The following is a 17,168-nucleotide window of genomic DNA, read 5'->3' on the forward strand; positions in this document are numbered from 1 at the left end:
GCGGTTCTGCGGCACACTGATTCGGGTGAGAGCGAATCACCGGTGATCGAGCTGACCCTGACGGCGGCCGGCAGCCAACGCGTCCGTTTCGCCATCTCGCCGTTGGAGGAGGTCCTGGGCGCGGTCCAGACCCTGCTCGGCCTCCGGCGGCACCCCGCGCCGCTGCCGTGGCTCGACGGTATCCCCGACGTGCCCGAGCTGACGGCGGTGCTGAGCGCCCGGCACTACATCACCGAGTTCCTGAGCCCACCGCCCGACGGTCCAGAGACCACCGCCGAAGCCCAGCTCGCGGTGGTTCGCGCGACGCACCCGGACCAGGTGGCGCTGGAGCTGGGCATGGTCGACGCGGACTTGTCCGGGCTGCCCGCCGACCCGGCGGCCGCGCGCGACCTGCTCGCCGGCCAGCTGGAGACGGTGTGGCAGGCGGTGCTGGCCCCGCAGTGGCCGCGCCTGCGCGAGCTGCTCGCGGCGGACATCGCGCACCGGACGCGGCAGCTGGGCTCCGGCGGGCTCGCCGCGATGCTGGCCGAGCTGCACCCGCGCGTCCGGTTGTCGGGGACGTCGGTGCTGGTCGACGTCCGGGCCCGGGAGCGCCTGTCGATCGACTCGCGGGGGTTGCTGCTGATCCCGGCGGTGTTCGCGTGGCCGAACGTCGGAGTGGTGACCGTGCCGCCGTGGCAGGTTTCCCTGCTCTACCCGGCTCGCGGGGTGGCTTCGCTGTGGACTTCGGCGGGCTCTCCACCGGAACCGCTGGCGGAGATCCTCGGCCGGACGCGCGCCTTGTTGCTGACCACGCTCGACCGCCCCGCGGCGACGACCGAACTGGCCCAGCGGCTCGGGCTGGCGCCGGCGACGGTTTCGGCGCACCTCACGGCGCTGCGCGGGGCCGGGTTGCTGGCTTCGGAGCGGCGCGGGCACCGGGTGCTGTACCGGCGGACGGAGCTCGGCGACGCGTTGCTGGCCGGGAAACGGGACTAGGCTGGAATCGACCACCCGTGAAGGAGAACAACCGATGCGCATCGTCCATTTCGGACACGCCTGCCTGTTGCTGGAGACCGGTTCCGAGCGGATCCTGATCGACCCCGGCGTCTTTTCCACCGGCTTCGAAGGGGAACGGGAGCTGTCCGCCGTGCTGGTCACGCACCAGCACTTCGACCACCTCGACGTCGAACGGCTGCCGAAGGTGCTCGAGGCCAACCCCGGCGCCAAGCTGATCGTCGATCCCGGCTCCGCCCCCGAGGTCGAGAAGCTCGGCCTGGAGTTCGACGTCGCCGAGGTCGGCGCCGCCTTCACCGTCGGCGGGACGTCGATCAACGCCGTCGGCGGGCAGCACGCCGTCATCCACTCCGACATCCCCGTCATCCCGAACATCGGGTACGTCTTCGACCACGGGGCCTTCTTCCACCCCGGCGACTCCTTCTTCGTGCCCGAGCAGAAGATCGACGTACTGGGGCTGCCCACCGGGGCGCCGTGGCTGAAGGCCGGGGAAGCCGTCGACTACCTGCGGGCCGTTGCGCCGCGGGTGGCCGTGCCCATCCACGAAGCCGTGCTCGCCAACCCCGCCATGCACTACGGCCTGTTCGGGAACCTCGCGCCCGAAGGCACCGAGGTCAAGGTGCTCGACCGGGGCGAACCGGCGAAGTTCTAGGCCGCGACCGCGCGCAGCGAACCGTAGGTCGCGCCGAACGCCCGGTTCTCCAGCGCCACGTCCACCGCGTCGAGCAGGGCCTGGCGGAGACCGGGGCGGGTGAGGTCCGTGGCTTCCGCCCCCAGCCGGACCAGCCCGCCCCGGCGGGCCGACCGCGCCGCCGCCAGCACCAGCGCGAAGCAGCGCACCGTCTCCGTGCGGTGCGACTGGCTCGTGAACTCACTCACCCGGGCGCGGCGTACCTCGCCGGTGACGAGGTCGCGCACCGCGCCGAGGTCCGCGCACAGGCGAAACCCGTGCTCGGCCAGCGCCTGCAGCGTGCCCTGGGACGCGATCCAGCGCGGCGGCGCGAAACCGTCGACCGACAGCCCCGCCGCGTCCAGCGACGCCTTCGCCGCGATCAGGCGCAGCCGGGCCTCGTGCGCGGGCAGCGTCGCGAATTCGGCCTTCTTGCCCAGGTAGACCGTGCGGTGGGTGGGGGTGACGGTGTGGTCGTAGCCGTGCAGGAGCACGGAATCACCGCCGCGGGCACGGGTGCGCACCCACTCCGTCACCGGGCCTTCGCCGGTGCGGGCGGCGTACAGCAGCGACAGGGGCACCTTGCGGCGGTCGAGCTCGGCCGCGAGGTCGGCGCACCGGTGCAGCGTGCGCGGGGTGATTCCCGACAGCGAAACCAGCAAGCGAGCTTCCACGCCCCCCATTGGGACCCACGCGGCTGACGTCGCCGTGAACTGCGCAGAACGGGCGGGCGACCGTTGCCGGAAGGGTCAGACGCCCTCACGCAGTCGTTTGACCGCCACCGCGATCCGCCCGCGCAGGTCCGGGTCGGCAACCTGGCCCTCGGCGACGTCGGCGCGCGAGATCGGGATCCGCACGCACGCCTCCTCGACGATCTTCGCGCCCGCGTACGTCAGGACCTTGCGCAGCGAGTCGTGCGCGTCCCGGCCGCCGGTCGGGGCCGCGATCGACGATGCGTTGATCCAGGACACCGGCTTGCCGTAGATTTCGCCGCCGCCGACCGTCCAGTCCAGCAGGTTCTTGAACGAGCCGGGCAGCCCGCCCGCGTACTCCGGGGTGCAGATCAGGATCGCGGACGCCTCCGCGATCGCCGCCCGCAGGTCCGCGACCGCCGGGGGCAGCGGGTCGCGGTCGTCATCGGGGTTGAAGTGCGGCAGGTCGCCGAGGCCGGTGTACGTCTTGCTCGCGGTGAGGGTCGCGACGGTCCCCAGCACCGCCGCATTGCCCGAGCCGGCTCGCAGGCTGCCGCAGATCAGCAGGATCACGGGGCCAGTCTGCCAGCGAAAGCCCGGTGATGCGCTGGTACGCCTCGAGGTACCGGTCGCGCGTGGCCGTCACCACATCGGGGGGCAACGGCGGCAGCGGGGACACGCAGTTCCAGCCGGACGCCGGGTCGACCAGCCAGTCCCGCACGTGCTGCTTGTCGAACGACGGCTGCGGCACGCCGGGCTGGTGGCCGTCGGCGAGCCAGTAGCGCGCCGAATCCGGCGTCAGCAGCTCGTCGGCGAGCACCAGGCCGCCGTCCGCCCCGATGCCGAACTCGAACTTCGTGTCGGCCAGCAGCAGGCCCTGGTCCGCCGCGCGCGCGGCACCCCGGCGGTACAGCTCCAGTGACGCTTCCCGGACCTCCTCGGCGAGCGCGCGGCCCAGCACCGACACGCACGTGCCGAAGTCGATGTTCTCGTCCTTGTCCCCGGGCCGGGCCTTGGTGGACGGCGTGAAGATCGGCTCGGGCAGCCGCGCCGACTCGGTGAGGCCGGGCGGCAGCGTCAGCCCGCACACCTCACCTGACCTGCGGTAATCGGAGTACCCGCGGCCGGTGAGGTAGCCGCGGACGACCGCCTCGACCGGGAGCATGTCGAGCCGCTCGACCAGCAGCGCCCGGCCGCGGACCGGCGCGGGGACCAGCGGCCCGTCCCAGGCCACGAGGTGGTTCGGGAGGACGTCGGCCAGCTCGCGGAACCAGAACACGCTCATCGCGGTGAGCACCCGGCCCTTGTCCGGGACGTGCGTGGGGAAGACGTGCTCGAAGGCCGAAATGCGGTCGGAGGCGACGACCAGCAGGCGGTCGTCGCCCACGGCGTAGAGGTCGCGAACCTTGCCGGAGGCGAGCCACCGGCACGTGGGGAGGGGTGTCACGCACCGAACCCTAACGGGCACCCTGTGCCACCATGGATGATGCTGGCATGGCGTACGACTGGATCTCGGTGACGACCGACTACGGCCTGCGCGACGGCTTCGTGGCGGCCTGCCACGGCGTGATCGCGCGGCTCGCGCCCGCCGTGCGGGTGATCGACGTGACGCACGAGGTGCCACCCCAGGACATCCGGCACGGGGCGATGGCGCTGGCCCAGACGGTGCCGTTCCTGCCGCCGTCGGTCCACGTGGCCGTCGTCGACCCGGGGGTCGGCACGAACCGGCTCGGCGTGGTCGTCGTCGCCGGGGAAGGACTGCTGGTCGGGCCGGACAACGGCCTCCTGCTGCCGGCCGCGCAGGCCTTGGGCGGCGTCCAAGCGGCGTACGAGCTGGCCGAGCCCTCGCTGCGGCTGCCGACGACGTCGGCGACGTTCCACGGGCGTGACGTCTTCGCGCCCGCGGCCGCTCACCTCGCGCTGGGTGTCGCGCCGGCCGACTTCGGCGACCCGGTGGACGACCTGGTGGCGATGCCGGAGCCGTTCGTGGCGGCGTTCCCCGGGAAGCTCGTGTCGGAGGTGCTGACGGTCGACCACTTCGGCAACGTCCAGCTGGCCGCGACCCCGGCGGACCTCGAGCTCTCGGGCCTCTCGGGCGCGGTTTCGGTGCACAGCGAGCGGGTGGCCGTGACGACGGTGCTCGGGCGGACGTTCGCGGACGTGCCCGCCGGCGCCAGCGTGCTCTACACCGACTCCGCCGGACGGCTCGCCGTCGCCGTGAACGGCGGCTCCGCAGCCGCCGTGCTCGGGCTCGGGCCGGCCCAGGAATGCACCATCACCTCGTCGCCGACGGCGACCTGACCCGGCCGCAGCACCGCGGCCTGCACTCCGAAGACCACCCCGCCGTCCGGGCCGCGCCGGTAGGTCGCGAGGGCGCGGATCGGCTCGGGGCCGGCCTTGGCGCCGGTTTCCTGGTCGATCATCGGGACCGTGCAGCGGACGCACTGCTGGGCGTAGCCGAACTTCGCGGTGCCCGCGGACAGTTCGCGGGCTTCGTCTTCGCGGTGCGGTTCCGCCCAGCCGGCGATGACGATGTTGGGGCGGAACCGGTCCATCGGGACGGGGTCGCCCTGCCCGGCGGCGATCCGCTCGTTCAGAGTGTCCAAAGAGGACTCCGAGGTGATGAGCAGCGCGTGCCCGTCGGCGAACGCGGCCGTGCCCGGGGTGTGGCCGCCGGTGACGCGGTCGTGGCCGGGCGCGATGCGGATCAGCTCCGCGGGCCGGCCGAGCAGGTCCGAGAACCACGCGTCCGCCGCTTCGCCTTGGCGGACGCCGTCGCCCTGCCAGCCGTACGTCGACGTCGGGCGGCGCGGGCCGTCGAGCCGGATGGGGAAGACGACGTCGTCCCGGCCCGGGGCGGACAGCGCGAGCCGGTCACCGAGCACCCGCGGGCGGACCGCCGCCAGCACCGGGTGCGGCCGCTGGGTGAGCACGCCGCCTTCCGGCGTGACGAGCTGGAAGACCCGGTCGTGCGCGAGCCCGGCCGGCGTTACCTCGGCGGACGGCACGTCGGTGCCGGCGCAGCCCTTGACCGGGTAGTACGTCAGCCGCGCGATTCTCGCCATCTTCGCAGGTTACCCGGGCTGCGGCCGCCGAAGCGTCTTCGTTTCACAGGACCTGCGAAAGGAACCGCTGCAGGCGCGGGCTCTGCGGCTCGTCGAAGATCTTGGCCGGCGGGCCCTGCTCGACGATCCGGCCGGCGTCCATGAACGCCACCTCGTCGGCGACGCTGCGGGCGAAACCCATCTCGTGCGTCACCACGATCAGCGTCAGCCCCCGCTCGGCCAAGCCCGCCATCAGGTTCAGCACGCCCTTGACCAGCTCCGGGTCGAGCGCGCTGGTGGCCTCGTCGAAGAGCATCACCTCGGGGTCCATGGCCAGGGCCCGCGCGATCGCCACGCGCTGCTGCTGGCCACCCGACAACGCGCTCGGCCGGTACGGCGCCTTGTCCGCCAGGCCGACCTCGGCCAGGCGGGCGCGGGCGATCTCCGCCGCCTCCTCCTTGCCCAGCTTCTTCACACTCCGCAGCGGCAGCACGATGTTGTCCAGCACGCTGCGGTGGCCGAACAGGTTGAAGTGCTGGAACACCATGCCCACGCGCTGGCGCAGCGCGTCCGGGTCCGACCGGATCACTGACTCGCCGTCGAGCAGCAGGTCGCCGGAATCCGGCTCCTGCAGGCGGTTCACGCAGCGCAGCAACGTCGACTTGCCCGAGCCCGACGGCCCGATCACGCACGTCGTCCTGCCGCTTTCGACCCGGAGGTCCACCCCGCGCAGGACTTCGAGCGTGCCGAAGCTGACGTGGATGTCCCGCAGCTCCACACTGGACGAACGCACCGCCGTCGTCACGAGCTGACCTTCCCGCTGGCGACCAGGTCCAGCTCATCACCCTCGCCCGGCTCGTCCGCACGCACCTTGCGGCCGGTCCGGAGCTTCTTGTCGATGTAGTTCACCAGGTGCGTCAGCGGCACGGTGATCACCAGGTACACGAACCCGGCCGCGACCAGCGGCGACAGGTTGCCGGTGTTGGCCGCCAGGTCCTGGCCGATCCGGAACAGCTCGCGCTGCTCGGACAGCAGGCCGAGGAAGTACACCAGGCTGGAGTCCTTGATCAGCGCGATGAACTGGTTCACCAGCGCCGGCAGCACCCGCCGCACCCCCTGCGGGATGATCACCAGCAGCATCGCCTTGCTGTAGCTCATCCCCAGCGCGCGGCTGGCCTCCAGCTGTCCTTTGTCGACACTCTGGATGCCGGACCGGAAGATCTCGCCGATGTAGGCGGCCGCGATCAGGCTCAGCGCCAGGATGCCCAGCGGGTACGGGTTGGTGCCGACGACGTCCCGGGCGAGCGTGCCGAGACCCTGGCCGATCACGAGGATGGTCAGGATCGCCGGCAGTCCACGGAAGATGTCGGTGTACACCCGCGCCGGCCAGCGCAGCCAGACCTTCGTGGACAGGCCCATCACCGCCAGCACCATGCCGAGCACGGTGCCGATCAGCGCGGAGGTGACCGCCAGGATCAGCGTGTTGAGCAGGCCGGTCTTCAGCAGGTCCGGGAAGACCTGCCAGATGTACTCCCAGTTCAGGAAGGTGTCGAAAAATTGCTCCATGGAGGATTACTGCCCCGGCTTGAACTCGGCGGGCACCGGCGCGCTGGGCTCGAACTGGTCGTGCACCTTCACCCAGGTGCCGTCCGCGATGACCTTCTTCAGGCCGTCGTTGACCTTGTCGATGAGGTCCGTGTTGCCCTTCTTGAACGCGAACCCGTGCGGAATGGTCGTGGTGATCGCCTTGGTCACCTTGAGCTTCGCGTCCGGGTTGTTCTTCGCGTAGTCCTCGGCGGTGGCCTGGTCGAACACCGCGCCGTCGACCGCGCCGGTCTTCAGCGCGGCCAGGGCCGCGGCGTCGTTCGGGAACCGGACGGCCTGCGCGGCCGGGGCGTTGGTGCCCAGCCAGGTGTCCGAGACCGTGCCCTGGACGACGCCGATCCGCTTGCCGGACAGGGAGTTCTCGTCCGTGATGCCGGCGGTTTCCTTCGCCTCGATGCCGAGGGCCTGGTAGTTGTACGGCGCCGAGAAGTCGACCGTCTTCTTGCGGGCTTCGGTCTGGGAGATCGCCGAGCTGCCGATGTCGAACGTGCCGTTCGCGACCTGGCCGAGCAGCGCCGAGAAGTCGGTCGCGACGAACTCCAGCTTCAGGTTCTCCTTCGCCGCGATCGCCTTCAGCAGCTCGTTGTCGAAGCCGGTGAAGGTGCCGTTCTCCTGGTAGGCGTTCGGCTTGGAGTCGCTGAGCGTGCCGACGCGCAGGGTCTTGCCGGCACCGCTGTCCGAGCCGCCGCCGCACGCGGTCAGCGCCGCGAGCAGCGTCGCCGCGATCGCCGTGACCAGTGTCTTCTTCATGCTTCTCCTAACCCTGGAACCCGGCCGGCACCGGAGCGGTCGGCAGGAACTGCTGGTGCAGCTTAAGCCAGGTCCCGTCGGAGATCACCTGCTTGAGCCCGTCGTTGATCTTGCCGAGCAGCTCGCTGTTGCCCTTCTTCACCGCGAAACCGTGCGGCACGTCGGTGACGAAGCTCTTGACGACGACCAGCTTGGCGTCCGGGTTGTCCGTGACGTTCTTCTCGGCGATGGACTGGTCCAGGATGTACGCGTCGACCGCGCCGGTCTTGAGCGCGGTCAGCGCGGCGGCGTAGTCGGGGAACCGCACGGCCTGCGCGGTGGGGACCGTGGTGCCGAGCCAGTGGTCGCCGACGGTCGCCTGGATGACGGCGACGCGCTTGCCCGCCAGGCCCTTCTCGTCGGCCACCGGGGTGCCCTGCTTGGCCTGGATGCTCATGGTCTCGAAGTCGTAGGCCGCGGAGAAGTCCACGGTCTTCTTGCGCTCGTCGGTCTGCGCGATCGCCGAGCTGGCGATGTCGTAGCGGCCGGACGCGACCTGCCCGAGCAGCGCCGAGAAGTCGGTCGCGGCGAACTCCAGCTTCAGGTTCTGCTTGGCCGCGATGGCCTTGAGCAGTTCGTTGTCGAAGCCGGTGTAGTTGCCGTCCTTGAGGAAGATGTTCGGCGGTGCGTCGCTCAGCGTCCCGACGCGCAGGGCCGGGGAAGCGCTGTCCGAGCCGCCGCACGCGGTCAGCGTGAGAGCGGCAGCCAGCACGGTGACGATCAGCTTCTTCATGTCACGCCCCCAGGTTCTTCACGGGCAGGCCCGGGCCGCCCTGCTGGAGTTCCTTCGACAGCGGCGTGTTCTTGTAGAACTGCGCGTAGATGCGCGCGACCGTGCCGTCGGCGACGGCCTTCGCGAGCCCGTCGTTGAGCTTGTTCAGCAGGTCCACGTTCTTCTTCGCGACGGCGAACGCCGACGGGGTGTCCTTGTCCTCGACCGTGTACCCGAGTTCCAGCGGCACAGCCGGGTTCTGGTCCAGGTACTTCTGCCCGATGTCCTGCGGGACGACCCAGCCGTCGAGGGTGCCGTTCTTCAGCTGCGCGAAGCCCGCGTTGTAGTCGGGGAAGCGGACGACCTGGGCGCCGGCCACCTTGCCGCCGGCGAACTCGTCCTGCACCGAGCCCTGGACCACGCCGAGGCGCTTGCCGGACAGCGCGGCGAGGTCCTTGAGGTTCGCGCCCTTCGCGGTCACGACCGTGGTGAACCCGGTGTTGTAGCCGTTGGAGAAGGCGACCGTCTTCTTGCGCGCCTCGGTGCTGGAGATCGTCGAGCTGCCGATGTCGAACTTGCCTCCCGCGACGCCCGCCAGCAGCCCGGCGAACTCCGTGCCGACGAACTCGACCTCGAAGCCCTCACGCTTGGCGATGTCGCGCAGCAGCTCGTTGTCGTAGCCGGTGAAGCGGCCGTTCTCCAGGTAGATCGACGGCGGGGCGTCGCTGAGGGTGCCGACGCGCAGGGTGGTCGCTCCCGCGCTCGAACCACCGCAGGCGGCCAGTGTCATGGTCAGCGCGCCCGCGGTGAGGACGGCGGTGATCTTGGACAGCGTGGATCTCATCGCTTCTTCCATGGTGGGGACTGGCGCTTCGCAGCGCTCCGTGGTCAGCGATCGAGATTAGGGATTTCGCCCGTTCGAGTGGATTTGTTCCACTTCGTGGACGGGTGTGTCAGCTCACAGGATCGGCTGCGGCGCGTAGCCCGCGGCCTCGGGGAACCGCTCGAGCACCGCCGCGACGCGCTCGGCCACCTGGGCCACCTGCCGCCCGGCCGTCCCGGTGAACGAGATCCGGTCGGCGAGGAGTTTGTCCAGCTCACCGCGGTCGAGCGGGATGCGGTCGTCGGCGGCGAACCGGTCGAGCAGGTCGTTCTCCGCGCGACCTTCGCGCATTTCGAGCGCGACGGCGACCGCGTGCTCCTTGATGGCTTCGTGGGCCGTCTCACGTCCGACGCCCGCGCGCACCGACGCCATCAGCACCTTCGTGGTGGTGAGGAACGGCAGGTAGCGATCGAGCTCACGCTCGATGACCGCCGGGAAGGCCCCGAACTCGGCGAGCACGGTGAGGAACGTCTCCAGCAGGCCGTCGAGCGCGAAGAACGCGTCCGGCAGCGCCACCCGGCGGACGACCGAGTCCGAGACGTCACCCTCGTTCCACTGGTCGCCGGCGAGCTCGCCGATCATCGACAGGTAGCCGCGCAGCACGACGGCGAGGCCGTTGACGCGCTCACAGGAGCGGGTGTTCATCTTGTGCGGCATGGCGGACGAACCGACCTGGCCGGGCTTGAAGCCCTCGGTGACCAGCTCGTGGCCGGCCATCAGCCGGATCGTCTTGGCCAGGCTGGACGGCGCCGCGGCGAGCTGGACCACAGTGGACAGCACGTCGAAGTCGAGCGAGCGCGGGTACACCTGGCCGACGCTGACGAACCGGCGCCCGAAGCCGAGGTGCTGCATCACGCGGTCCTCGAGCTGGTCCAAAGTGGACTCGTCACCGAGCAGGTCGAGCATGTCCTGCGCAGTGCCGACCGGGCCCTTGATGCCCCGCAGCGGGTACCGCTCGATGAGGTTTTCGAGCCGTTCGAAGGCGACCAGCAGCTCGTCGGCCGCGGTGGCGAACCGCTTGCCGAGGGTGGTGGCCTGCGCGGCGACGTTGTGGGAGCGCCCGGCCATGACGGTGTCGGTGTGCTCGACGGCGAGCGCGGCCAGCCGGGCCAGCACGGCGGCGACCCGGGTGCGCACGAGCTCCAGGGAGCGGAGCTGCTGCAGCTGCTCGACGTTCTCCGTGAGGTCGCGCGAGGTCATGCCCTTGTGGATGTGCTCCTGCCCGGCGAGGTCGCTGAACTCCTCGATCCGGGCTTTGACGTCGTGCCGGGTGACGCGCTCGCGGTTGGCGATCGACTCGAGGTCGACGGTGTCGATCACCCGCCGGTACGCCTCGACGACGCCGTCGGGCACCTCGACGCCGAGGTCCCGCTGCGCCTCGAGGACCGCGATCCAGAGCTGCCGCTCGAGCACGACCTTGTACTCGGGCGACCAGAGCTGGACCAGCTCCGGCGAGGCGTAGCGGGCGGCGAGCACGTTGGGAATGCGGGGCTTGTCCGTCACGCCCTCACACTACCTGCGCAGGTCAGCAGGGTTGCACCTGGACGTCGGAGGCCTTCACGTAGACCAGCCGGTGGTTGTAGGAGAGCTGGAGGTACTTCGTCGCGCCGGTGACCAGCGTGTGGTTGTCCGGCACGCCCGCCGGGTCGAAGCGCGCGTAGTAGTTCTCCGCCTGGAACTCACCGGTGACGACGTAGCTCTGGCCCGCCGGCAGCGTCCACGGGATGGCGCCGACGGTCCAGATCGGGTCGAACGGGATGTCCGCCGGGTACTCGGACTGCTCGGGGAAGGCCCGCCCGTACAACGGCACCGAAGAGACCGCGGTGGCCCGCCGGCCGCCGGCGGGCACGGTCGCGCGGTGTCCCGGGTTCTCGAACCACGCCTGCTGGCCGCCGTACCAGATGGCCGTCCAGTCGCCTTGCTCGCCGGCGAGGGCGTACGTCCGGCCCGCGACCGCCTTGTCGCTCCAGTCGTCGATCGCGGTGGTCCCGGGCGAGCCGTCCGGGTGCACCACCGGGTCGGTGATCAGCGGCGAGCCGGCGTCCGGCGCGGTGTGCAGGGGGACGAAGTTCGCGCCGTGCGCCGGCAGCGGCGTGCAGGTGGTGCCGGTGCACGTCGTCATCGGCGGCTGGTTCGTGGCGTAGTCCGGCTTGATCGTGACGGCCTGGCTCGCCGGGCCGCCGGTGGCGTGGACCGGCGCCCCGAGCAGCTCCATGTAGTGGTTCCAGTCCCAGTACGGACCCGGGTCCCAGTGCGCGGCCGCGAAGTTCTTGGTGCGCTCGCGGGAAACGTCCTCGTGGCCGATGATGTGCTCGCGGTCCAGCGGGATGTGGTACTTCGCCGCGAGGTACTTCACCAGGTCCGCGGAGGCGCGGTACATCTGCTCGGTGTACCAGGTGCCGCCCTCGGCGGCGATGCCCTCGTGCTCGATGCCGATCGAGTGCTCGTTCAGCGTCCAGTTGCCGGCGTGCCAGGCGACGTCCTTCGTCGGCACCATCTGCGTCACCTGGCCGTCGGACGAGCGGATCACGTAGTGCGCGCTGGATCCGCTCGACGGCTTCTGGAAGGTGGCGATCGCCTGGTCGTACGGGCTGACCCCGCTGCCGGGGACGCTTTCGGTGTCGTGGATGACGATGTACTTGATCTGCTGGCCGTCGGCCGGCCGGTTCGCGGGGTCGTAGTTGCCGTAGTTGTTGGGGTCGCTGTGGTCGGCGCTCGACCAGTCGTAGGCGGCCGGCACGAACCGGCAGTCCAGGTCGGCCGGGCATTCGGGCGAGGGGGTGTCCTGCGCGGACGCGGTGACGGGCACGGCGGCGGCGATCACCAGCGCGAACGCCGCGGCGGTCAGGGTTCTGACGGGGAAGGTCACACGTCATGTTCCCAGAACCGCCGGAAGCGTTCACCACTCGGCGAAACCACCGTCGTCGTGCCGCCACACCGGGGATCGCCAGGCGTGGCCGGCCTCGTCCGCGCGGCGCACGGCCGCTTCGTCGATTTCGATGCCGAGGCCGGGTTTGAGGGGGCGCGCCGCGTAGCCGTCCTGGAAGGCGAAGACCGACGGATCGGCGAGGTACGCGTGTTCGCGGCCCTCGTGGTAGTGCATGCCCGCACTTTGTTCCTGGATCAGGAAGTTCGGGGTCGCGAAGGCGACCTGCAGCGACGCCGCCAGCGAAATCGGCCCGAGCGGGCAGTGCGGCGCGAGCGAAGCGCCGTACATCTCGGCGAGCGCCCCGATCCGCCGCAGCTCGGAGATGCCGCCGGCGTGCGACGGGTCGGGCTGGACCACCGCGACGCCCGCGTCGAGCACCGGCTTGAACTCCCAGCGCGAGTACAGCCGCTCGCCGACCGCGACCGGCACCGTGGACGCCTCGACGACCGACCGCAGCGCGTCGCCCTGGGTCTCCGGCAGCACCGGCTCCTCGACGAACATCGGCTGGACGTCCTCCAGCATGCGCACCAGCCGCCGCGCCATCGCGGGCGAGACCCGGCCGTGGAAGTCGATCGCCAGGTCGCGGTGCGGGCCGAGCGCCTCGCGCGCTTCCCACGCGCGAGCGACCGCCGCGTCAGCCTCCGCGGGCGACGCGATCGGGGCCAGCGGGCCGGCGACGTTCATCTTCACCGCGGTGAACCCGGCCTCGACCTGCGCGGACACGGCTTCGCGGATGCCGGACGGCCGGTCGCCGCCGACCCAGCTGTACACCCGGACGCGGTCGCGGACCGGGCCGCCGAGCAGCTCGTGCACCGGCGCGTCGCGGACCTTGCCCGCGATGTCCCACAGCGCGTGGTCGAACCCGGCGAGCGCGCTGGAGAGCACCGGGCCGCCGCGGTAGAAGCCCCCGCGGCGCAGCACCTGCCAGTGGTCCTCGATGCGCAGCGGATCCTGGCCGATCAGCAGCTCCGACAGCTCGTGCACGGCCGCGCGCACGGTCCCCGCGCGGCCCTCGACCACGGGCTCACCCCAGCCGCTGATCCCTTCGTCCGTGTCGACCTTGAGGAACAGCCAGCGCGGCGCGACCAGAAACGTTTCGACGTCGGTGATCTTCACCCGTGTCCTCCCGGCTACGCGGAATCCTTGGCGGCGGACCACCCGCCGTCGACGGTCAGTTCGGCCCCGGTGACGAAGGACGCGGCGGGCGACAGCAGGAAGGCGATCACGTTCGCGACTTCGCCCGGCTCCCCGAGCCGGCCCGCCGGCGTCGCCCGCGCGCTGCGTTCGCGGTCCTCGGGCGAGATGCGGGCCCACGCCTCGGTGAGCACCGGCCCGGGCAGCACGGAGTTGACCCGCACCTCGGGCGCGTATTCCACGGCGAGCTGCCGGGCCAGCGCGACGAGCGCGCCCTTGCTGGCGGCGTACGCGGGGTGGCCGGGCAGCCCGAAGTGGGCGTGCACCGAAGAGACCAGCACGATCGCGCCGCGCCGGTCCCGCAACGACGGCAAGCACGCCTTCACGGCCAGGTAGGTCCCGGTCAGGTTGACGTCGAGCTGCCGCTGCCACTCGGCGCGGCCGATCTCGTGCAGCGGCCCGGTGCTGGGCACGTAGGCGTTGCTGACCAGGGCGTCCACCTCGCCGATCGCCGCCCAGGTCGACTCGTCGGCCACCGAACCCCGGATCGGCGTGACGCCGTCGGGCAGCTCGGCGATGTCGACGCCGAGCACCCGGTAGCCGTCGTCGAGGAGCTTCCGGGCGGTCGCCCTGCCGATTCCGGAGGCCGCTCCGGTCACCACCGCTGTAGGCATCGCCGCTCCCCTCACGAGGTGAGAATAAATCCTAATTTAAGATTTCACAAGGTAGACTGGGGTCATGAGCTACCGCTGGGAGATCATGGCGGACGCCCTGCGCCAGGGGGTCGTCGGAATCGTGCGCACGCACGACGCGGAGTCCGCGGTGGAAGCGGCCCGCGCGGCCCTCGAAGCCGGGCTGCGCTCGATCGAACTGCCGCTGACGAACCCCGGCGCGCTGGACGCGATCTCCGGGCTCGCGGCCGCGTACCCGGAGGCGACGATCGGGGCCGGGACGGTGCTCGACGAGCCGTCCGCGGTGCTCGCGATTCGCGCGGGGGCGCGGTTCCTCGTGTCGCCGTCGGTGGACCGCGCGGTGATCCGCACTGCGCACCGGTACGGCGTGGCGGCGTTCCCGGGCGCTGGTTCGGTGACCGAAATCGTGCGTGCGCTGGAGGAAGGCGCCGACGCGGTGAAGGTGTTCCCGGCGTCGGCGCTGGGGCCGTCGTGGGTGTCGGACGTGCGGGCGGCGCTGCCGCAGGCGCCGTTGGTACCCACCGGCGGCATCGCCCCCGAGGACGTGCCAGGCTGGCTTGCGGCGGGTGCGGTCGCCTGCGGGATCGGCTCGGCGCTGACCCGCGGCACCGCGACGGAGATCGCCGCCCGGGTCGGGACGTTGCTGAGGAGCGCGCATGGCTGAGCTGGTCTTCGTCGGGTGCTACACCGGGGACGCCGGGAACGGCACCGGGATCACGACCTTCGAGCGGTCGCCGTCCGGCTCGCTGCGCGAAGTGGCTTGCCTGCCGCTGGAATCGCCGTCGTGGCTCACGCAGCACCCGTCGTTGCTGGTGCTGTACGCGGCGAACGAGACCGCTGCCGGCGGTGTGACGGCGTTGGCCATTTCGCCCTCCGGTGAGCTGTCGGTGCTGGGCACGGCCGAGACGGGCGGCGCGCACCCGTGTCACCTGGCGGTGACGCCGGACGGCCGGTTCCTGTTGTGCGCCAACTACACCGGCGGCAGCGTGGCGGTGTTTTCGCTGACGCCGTCGGGTGCGCTCCAGGCGCGGACGGCCCTGGTGCAGCACAGCGGCAGCGGCCCGGTGTCCGGCCGCCAGGAAGCCGCCCACGTCCACATGGCGGTCCCGTCGCCGGACGGTTCCGTGGTGAGCGCCGTCGACCTGGGCACCGACGAGATCCGCAGCTACACGCTGACGTCGTCGGGCGAGCTGGAGCCGCTGGCGGTGTCGTCGCTGCCGCCGGGCACCGGACCGCGTCAGCTGGTGCGGCGTCCCGGTACGGACCTGGCGTACGTCGTCGGGGAACTCGCCGGAACGCTGGTGACGGTCCGCGAGACGTCGCCGGGCGCGTTCGAGGTGGTCGCGTCCACCCCTTCGACGCTGTCTTCCGGGAAACCCAACCTGGTGGCGCACCTGGAACTGGCCGGCTCGCGCCTGTACGTGTCGAACCGCGGGCCGGACTGCGTGACGGAGTTCGCGCTGGACGACGCGGCAGCGGTGGCGGACCAGCCGTGCGGCGCGAACCCGCGGCACTTCGCGCTGGTCGACGGGACCTGTTACGTGGCGGCGCAGTCGGAGGACGCGGTCACGGCGTTCACGCTGACCGCGTCCGGCGAGGCGGAACTGCGGTACTACCCGACGGGGTCGCCGACCTTCGTGCTGCCCGTTTCCCTGCCTTGACCCCGGCATTCATAATGCGGTCACCACCTGCCGGCTGAGAGGGTCCCTCCATTGAGCGAACACCGGCCACGCGGGTTGCACGGCCAGACCGTGGAAACCCTGGCCAGCCGGATCCTCTCCGACGAGTGGGGCGAGGGCACCGTCCTGGACCTGCCCGCCCTGCGCGAAGAGCTCGACATCAGCCTGACCGCGCTGCGGGAGGCGCTCAAGGTGCTGGCGGCCAAGGGCATGATCGACGCCCGGCAGAAGCGCGGCACCTTCGTCCAGCCGCGCGAAAAGTGGAACATGCTCGACACCGACGTCATGCGGTGGCAGACCGCGGCCGCCGACGACCCGGCGCTGCTGGACGAGCTCACCGAGGTGCGGGCGGTCGTCGAACCCGCCGCCGCGCGGCTCGCCGCCGGGCGGGCGTCGGAGGAGGACCTCGAAGGGCTGCGGGAAGCGCTGGCCGACATGGCCGCCGCAGGCTCCGACCCCGAGGCGAGCGTCCAGGCCGACCTGGCCTTCCACCGGCGGCTGATGGCCGCCACCCACAACAACTTCCTGATGCGGATGGAACGGGTCATCGCGATCGGGCTGGCCGAGCGGGACAAGCTGGTGCACGGCGCGGCGACGGCGGAGGACCCGGTGCCGAGCCACCGGAAGGTGTTCGACGCGATCGTCGAGGGCGACCCGGTCGCGGCCGAGCAGGCGATGCTCGCGCTGGTCACGAAGTCCCGCGACGACCTCGAGAAGGCTCAGCGCACGCGGTCGTGAGCCGTGGGCTCCAGCGCCGCCTGGAGCATCCGGGCCGCCGCCGCGCGGGGCTCCGGGTCGACCGCGATCAGCGCGTTGACCACCGCGCCGTCGACCAGGGCGACCAGCCGTTCCAGCTCGGTCTCGGAAACCGGAGTGCCCGAGCGGGCGAAGATCTCCGTCAGCAGCTCGTTGAGCTGGGCCGACAGCGTCCGCATCAGCGGCCGCAGGTACGGGCGGCGGCCGGTCGCGACCAGCCGTTCGTACCGCAGGAGGACCGCTTCGGCGTCGGCCGCCGGGTCACCGCTCTCCGGGCCCAGCAGCATCTCCAGCACCAGGTCGACGGTCGCCTGCACGCCCCGGTTGCGGGTCGCGAGCTCCTCCAGCCGGGCGCGGCCGGTGGCCAGCTCGGCGTTCGCGTGGTGTTCGACGGCCGCCGTGACCAGGTCTTCCAGCGAGTCGAAGTAGTACGTCGTCGACGCCAGGGGCAGGCCCGCCCGCTCGGCGACCGCCCGGTGCCGCACGGCGTCGAACCCGCCCTCGACGAGCAGTTTCGCGGCGGCCTCGACGAGCGCGGCGCGCCGTCGCTCCCCCTTGGGGGTGGTCGCAGCGGTCATGGCCGGTCA

The 17,168-nt window shown here is 71.4% G+C and carries 20 protein-coding genes; 6 read left to right on the forward strand and 14 right to left on the reverse strand.

What is annotated here, in order from left to right; translation table 11 throughout:
* The first annotated feature begins 42 nt into the window (after positions 1-42).
* Together AB0J55_RS06615 and AB0J55_RS06620 are read left to right on the forward strand one after the other, a co-directional pair.
* Positions 43-978, forward strand: a complete 936-nt coding sequence (locus tag AB0J55_RS06615; protein ID WP_364243801.1) for a DUF5937 family protein — start codon at positions 43-45, stop codon at positions 976-978.
* A 34-nt stretch (positions 979-1,012) separates the two neighbouring features.
* A complete protein-coding gene (locus AB0J55_RS06620) occupies positions 1,013-1,648 on the forward strand; it encodes an MBL fold metallo-hydrolase (RefSeq protein WP_364243803.1) in 636 nt (211 codons plus the stop codon).
* On the opposite strand, the gene AB0J55_RS06625 is transcribed toward AB0J55_RS06620, so the two are convergent.
* The 3 genes from AB0J55_RS06625 to AB0J55_RS06635 all read right to left on the reverse strand — a co-directional run bounded on the left by AB0J55_RS06625 (position 1,645) and on the right by AB0J55_RS06635 (position 3,805).
* Complete coding sequence (locus tag AB0J55_RS06625) at positions 1,645-2,349, reverse strand: DUF2334 domain-containing protein (protein WP_364243805.1); 705 nt, start codon at positions 2,347-2,349, stop codon at positions 1,645-1,647. The genes AB0J55_RS06620 and AB0J55_RS06625 overlap by 4 nt on opposite strands.
* A 66-nt stretch (positions 2,350-2,415) precedes the next feature.
* Positions 2,416-2,880, reverse strand: a complete 465-nt coding sequence (locus tag AB0J55_RS06630) for an NAD(P)H-dependent oxidoreductase (RefSeq protein WP_364243807.1) — start codon at positions 2,878-2,880, stop codon at positions 2,416-2,418.
* On the reverse strand, positions 2,801-3,805 hold the full coding sequence (locus tag AB0J55_RS06635; protein WP_364243810.1) for a phosphoribosylaminoimidazolesuccinocarboxamide synthase: 1,005 nt from the start codon (positions 3,803-3,805) through the stop codon (positions 2,801-2,803). The genes AB0J55_RS06630 and AB0J55_RS06635 overlap by 80 nt, the downstream gene beginning before the upstream one ends.
* A 47-nt stretch (positions 3,806-3,852) precedes the next feature.
* On the opposite strand from AB0J55_RS06635, the gene AB0J55_RS06640 reads away from it, so the two are divergent.
* The gene (locus AB0J55_RS06640) at positions 3,853-4,659 is read left to right on the forward strand and encodes an SAM-dependent chlorinase/fluorinase (RefSeq protein WP_364243813.1); all 807 of its coding nucleotides are present in this window, start codon (positions 3,853-3,855) and stop codon (positions 4,657-4,659) included.
* On the opposite strand, the gene AB0J55_RS06645 is transcribed toward AB0J55_RS06640, so the two are convergent.
* The 10 genes from AB0J55_RS06645 to AB0J55_RS06690 form a co-directional block, all read right to left on the reverse strand.
* The gene (locus tag AB0J55_RS06645; RefSeq protein WP_364243816.1) at positions 4,542-5,423 is read right to left on the reverse strand and encodes an MOSC N-terminal beta barrel domain-containing protein; all 882 of its coding nucleotides are present in this window, start codon (positions 5,421-5,423) and stop codon (positions 4,542-4,544) included. The two genes, AB0J55_RS06640 and AB0J55_RS06645, sit on opposite strands and share 118 nt — an antisense overlap.
* Positions 5,424-5,466: 43 nt before the next feature.
* Positions 5,467-6,207: an amino acid ABC transporter ATP-binding protein gene (locus AB0J55_RS06650; RefSeq protein ID WP_364243819.1), complete on the reverse strand. Its 741-nt coding sequence runs from the start codon at positions 6,205-6,207 to the stop codon at positions 5,467-5,469.
* Entirely contained in the window at positions 6,204-6,968 is a 765-nt protein-coding gene (locus tag AB0J55_RS06655) for an amino acid ABC transporter permease (protein WP_364243822.1), read from the reverse strand. The genes AB0J55_RS06650 and AB0J55_RS06655 overlap by 4 nt, the downstream gene beginning before the upstream one ends.
* A 6-nt stretch (positions 6,969-6,974) precedes the next feature.
* Positions 6,975-7,757, reverse strand: a complete 783-nt coding sequence (locus AB0J55_RS06660; RefSeq protein ID WP_364243824.1) for an ABC transporter substrate-binding protein — start codon at positions 7,755-7,757, stop codon at positions 6,975-6,977.
* A gap of 7 nt (positions 7,758-7,764) precedes the next feature.
* On the reverse strand, positions 7,765-8,529 hold the full coding sequence (locus tag AB0J55_RS06665; protein ID WP_364243825.1) for an ABC transporter substrate-binding protein: 765 nt from the start codon (positions 8,527-8,529) through the stop codon (positions 7,765-7,767).
* 1 nt (position 8,530) lies between these two features.
* Positions 8,531-9,352 carry an ABC transporter substrate-binding protein gene (locus AB0J55_RS06670; RefSeq protein ID WP_364243826.1) on the reverse strand — a complete coding sequence of 274 codons (822 nt, stop codon included), beginning with the start codon at positions 9,350-9,352 and terminating at the stop codon, positions 8,531-8,533.
* 114 nt (positions 9,353-9,466) lie between these two features.
* On the reverse strand, positions 9,467-10,894 hold the full coding sequence (gene purB / locus AB0J55_RS06675) for an adenylosuccinate lyase (RefSeq protein WP_364243828.1): 1,428 nt from the start codon (positions 10,892-10,894) through the stop codon (positions 9,467-9,469).
* Positions 10,895-10,916: 22 nt separating this feature from the next.
* A complete protein-coding gene (locus tag AB0J55_RS06680; RefSeq protein ID WP_364243831.1) occupies positions 10,917-12,260 on the reverse strand; it encodes a peptidoglycan recognition family protein in 1,344 nt (447 codons plus the stop codon).
* Positions 12,261-12,290: 30 nt separating this feature from the next.
* Entirely contained in the window at positions 12,291-13,436 is a 1,146-nt protein-coding gene (gene dgoD / locus AB0J55_RS06685) for a galactonate dehydratase (protein WP_364243834.1), read from the reverse strand.
* A gap of 14 nt (positions 13,437-13,450) precedes the next feature.
* Positions 13,451-14,128, reverse strand: a complete 678-nt coding sequence (locus AB0J55_RS06690; protein ID WP_364243837.1) for an SDR family oxidoreductase — start codon at positions 14,126-14,128, stop codon at positions 13,451-13,453.
* Positions 14,129-14,192: 64 nt separating this feature from the next.
* Between AB0J55_RS06690 and AB0J55_RS06695 the strand changes: the two genes are divergently transcribed.
* From AB0J55_RS06695 to AB0J55_RS06705, 3 genes are read left to right on the forward strand one after another with little or no spacing between them, the layout of a single operon-like run.
* Positions 14,193-14,810, forward strand: coding sequence for a bifunctional 4-hydroxy-2-oxoglutarate aldolase/2-dehydro-3-deoxy-phosphogluconate aldolase (locus tag AB0J55_RS06695; protein WP_364243840.1), 618 nt, complete (start codon positions 14,193-14,195; stop codon positions 14,808-14,810).
* A complete protein-coding gene (locus tag AB0J55_RS06700) occupies positions 14,803-15,807 on the forward strand; it encodes a beta-propeller fold lactonase family protein (protein WP_364243842.1) in 1,005 nt (334 codons plus the stop codon). The genes AB0J55_RS06695 and AB0J55_RS06700 overlap by 8 nt, the downstream gene beginning before the upstream one ends.
* 51 nt (positions 15,808-15,858) lie before the next feature.
* The gene (locus AB0J55_RS06705) at positions 15,859-16,563 is read left to right on the forward strand and encodes a FadR/GntR family transcriptional regulator (protein WP_364243845.1); all 705 of its coding nucleotides are present in this window, start codon (positions 15,859-15,861) and stop codon (positions 16,561-16,563) included.
* Here the strand turns inward: AB0J55_RS06705 and AB0J55_RS06710 are convergent.
* Entirely contained in the window at positions 16,545-17,159 is a 615-nt protein-coding gene (locus AB0J55_RS06710; RefSeq protein WP_364243848.1) for a TetR family transcriptional regulator, read from the reverse strand. The two genes, AB0J55_RS06705 and AB0J55_RS06710, sit on opposite strands and share 19 nt — an antisense overlap.
* Between the last annotated feature and the right edge of the window lie 9 nt (positions 17,160-17,168).

Origin of the sequence: Amycolatopsis sp. NPDC049688 (assembly GCF_040674975.1) — a bacterium.
Taxonomy (GTDB): domain Bacteria; phylum Actinomycetota; class Actinomycetes; order Mycobacteriales; family Pseudonocardiaceae; genus Amycolatopsis.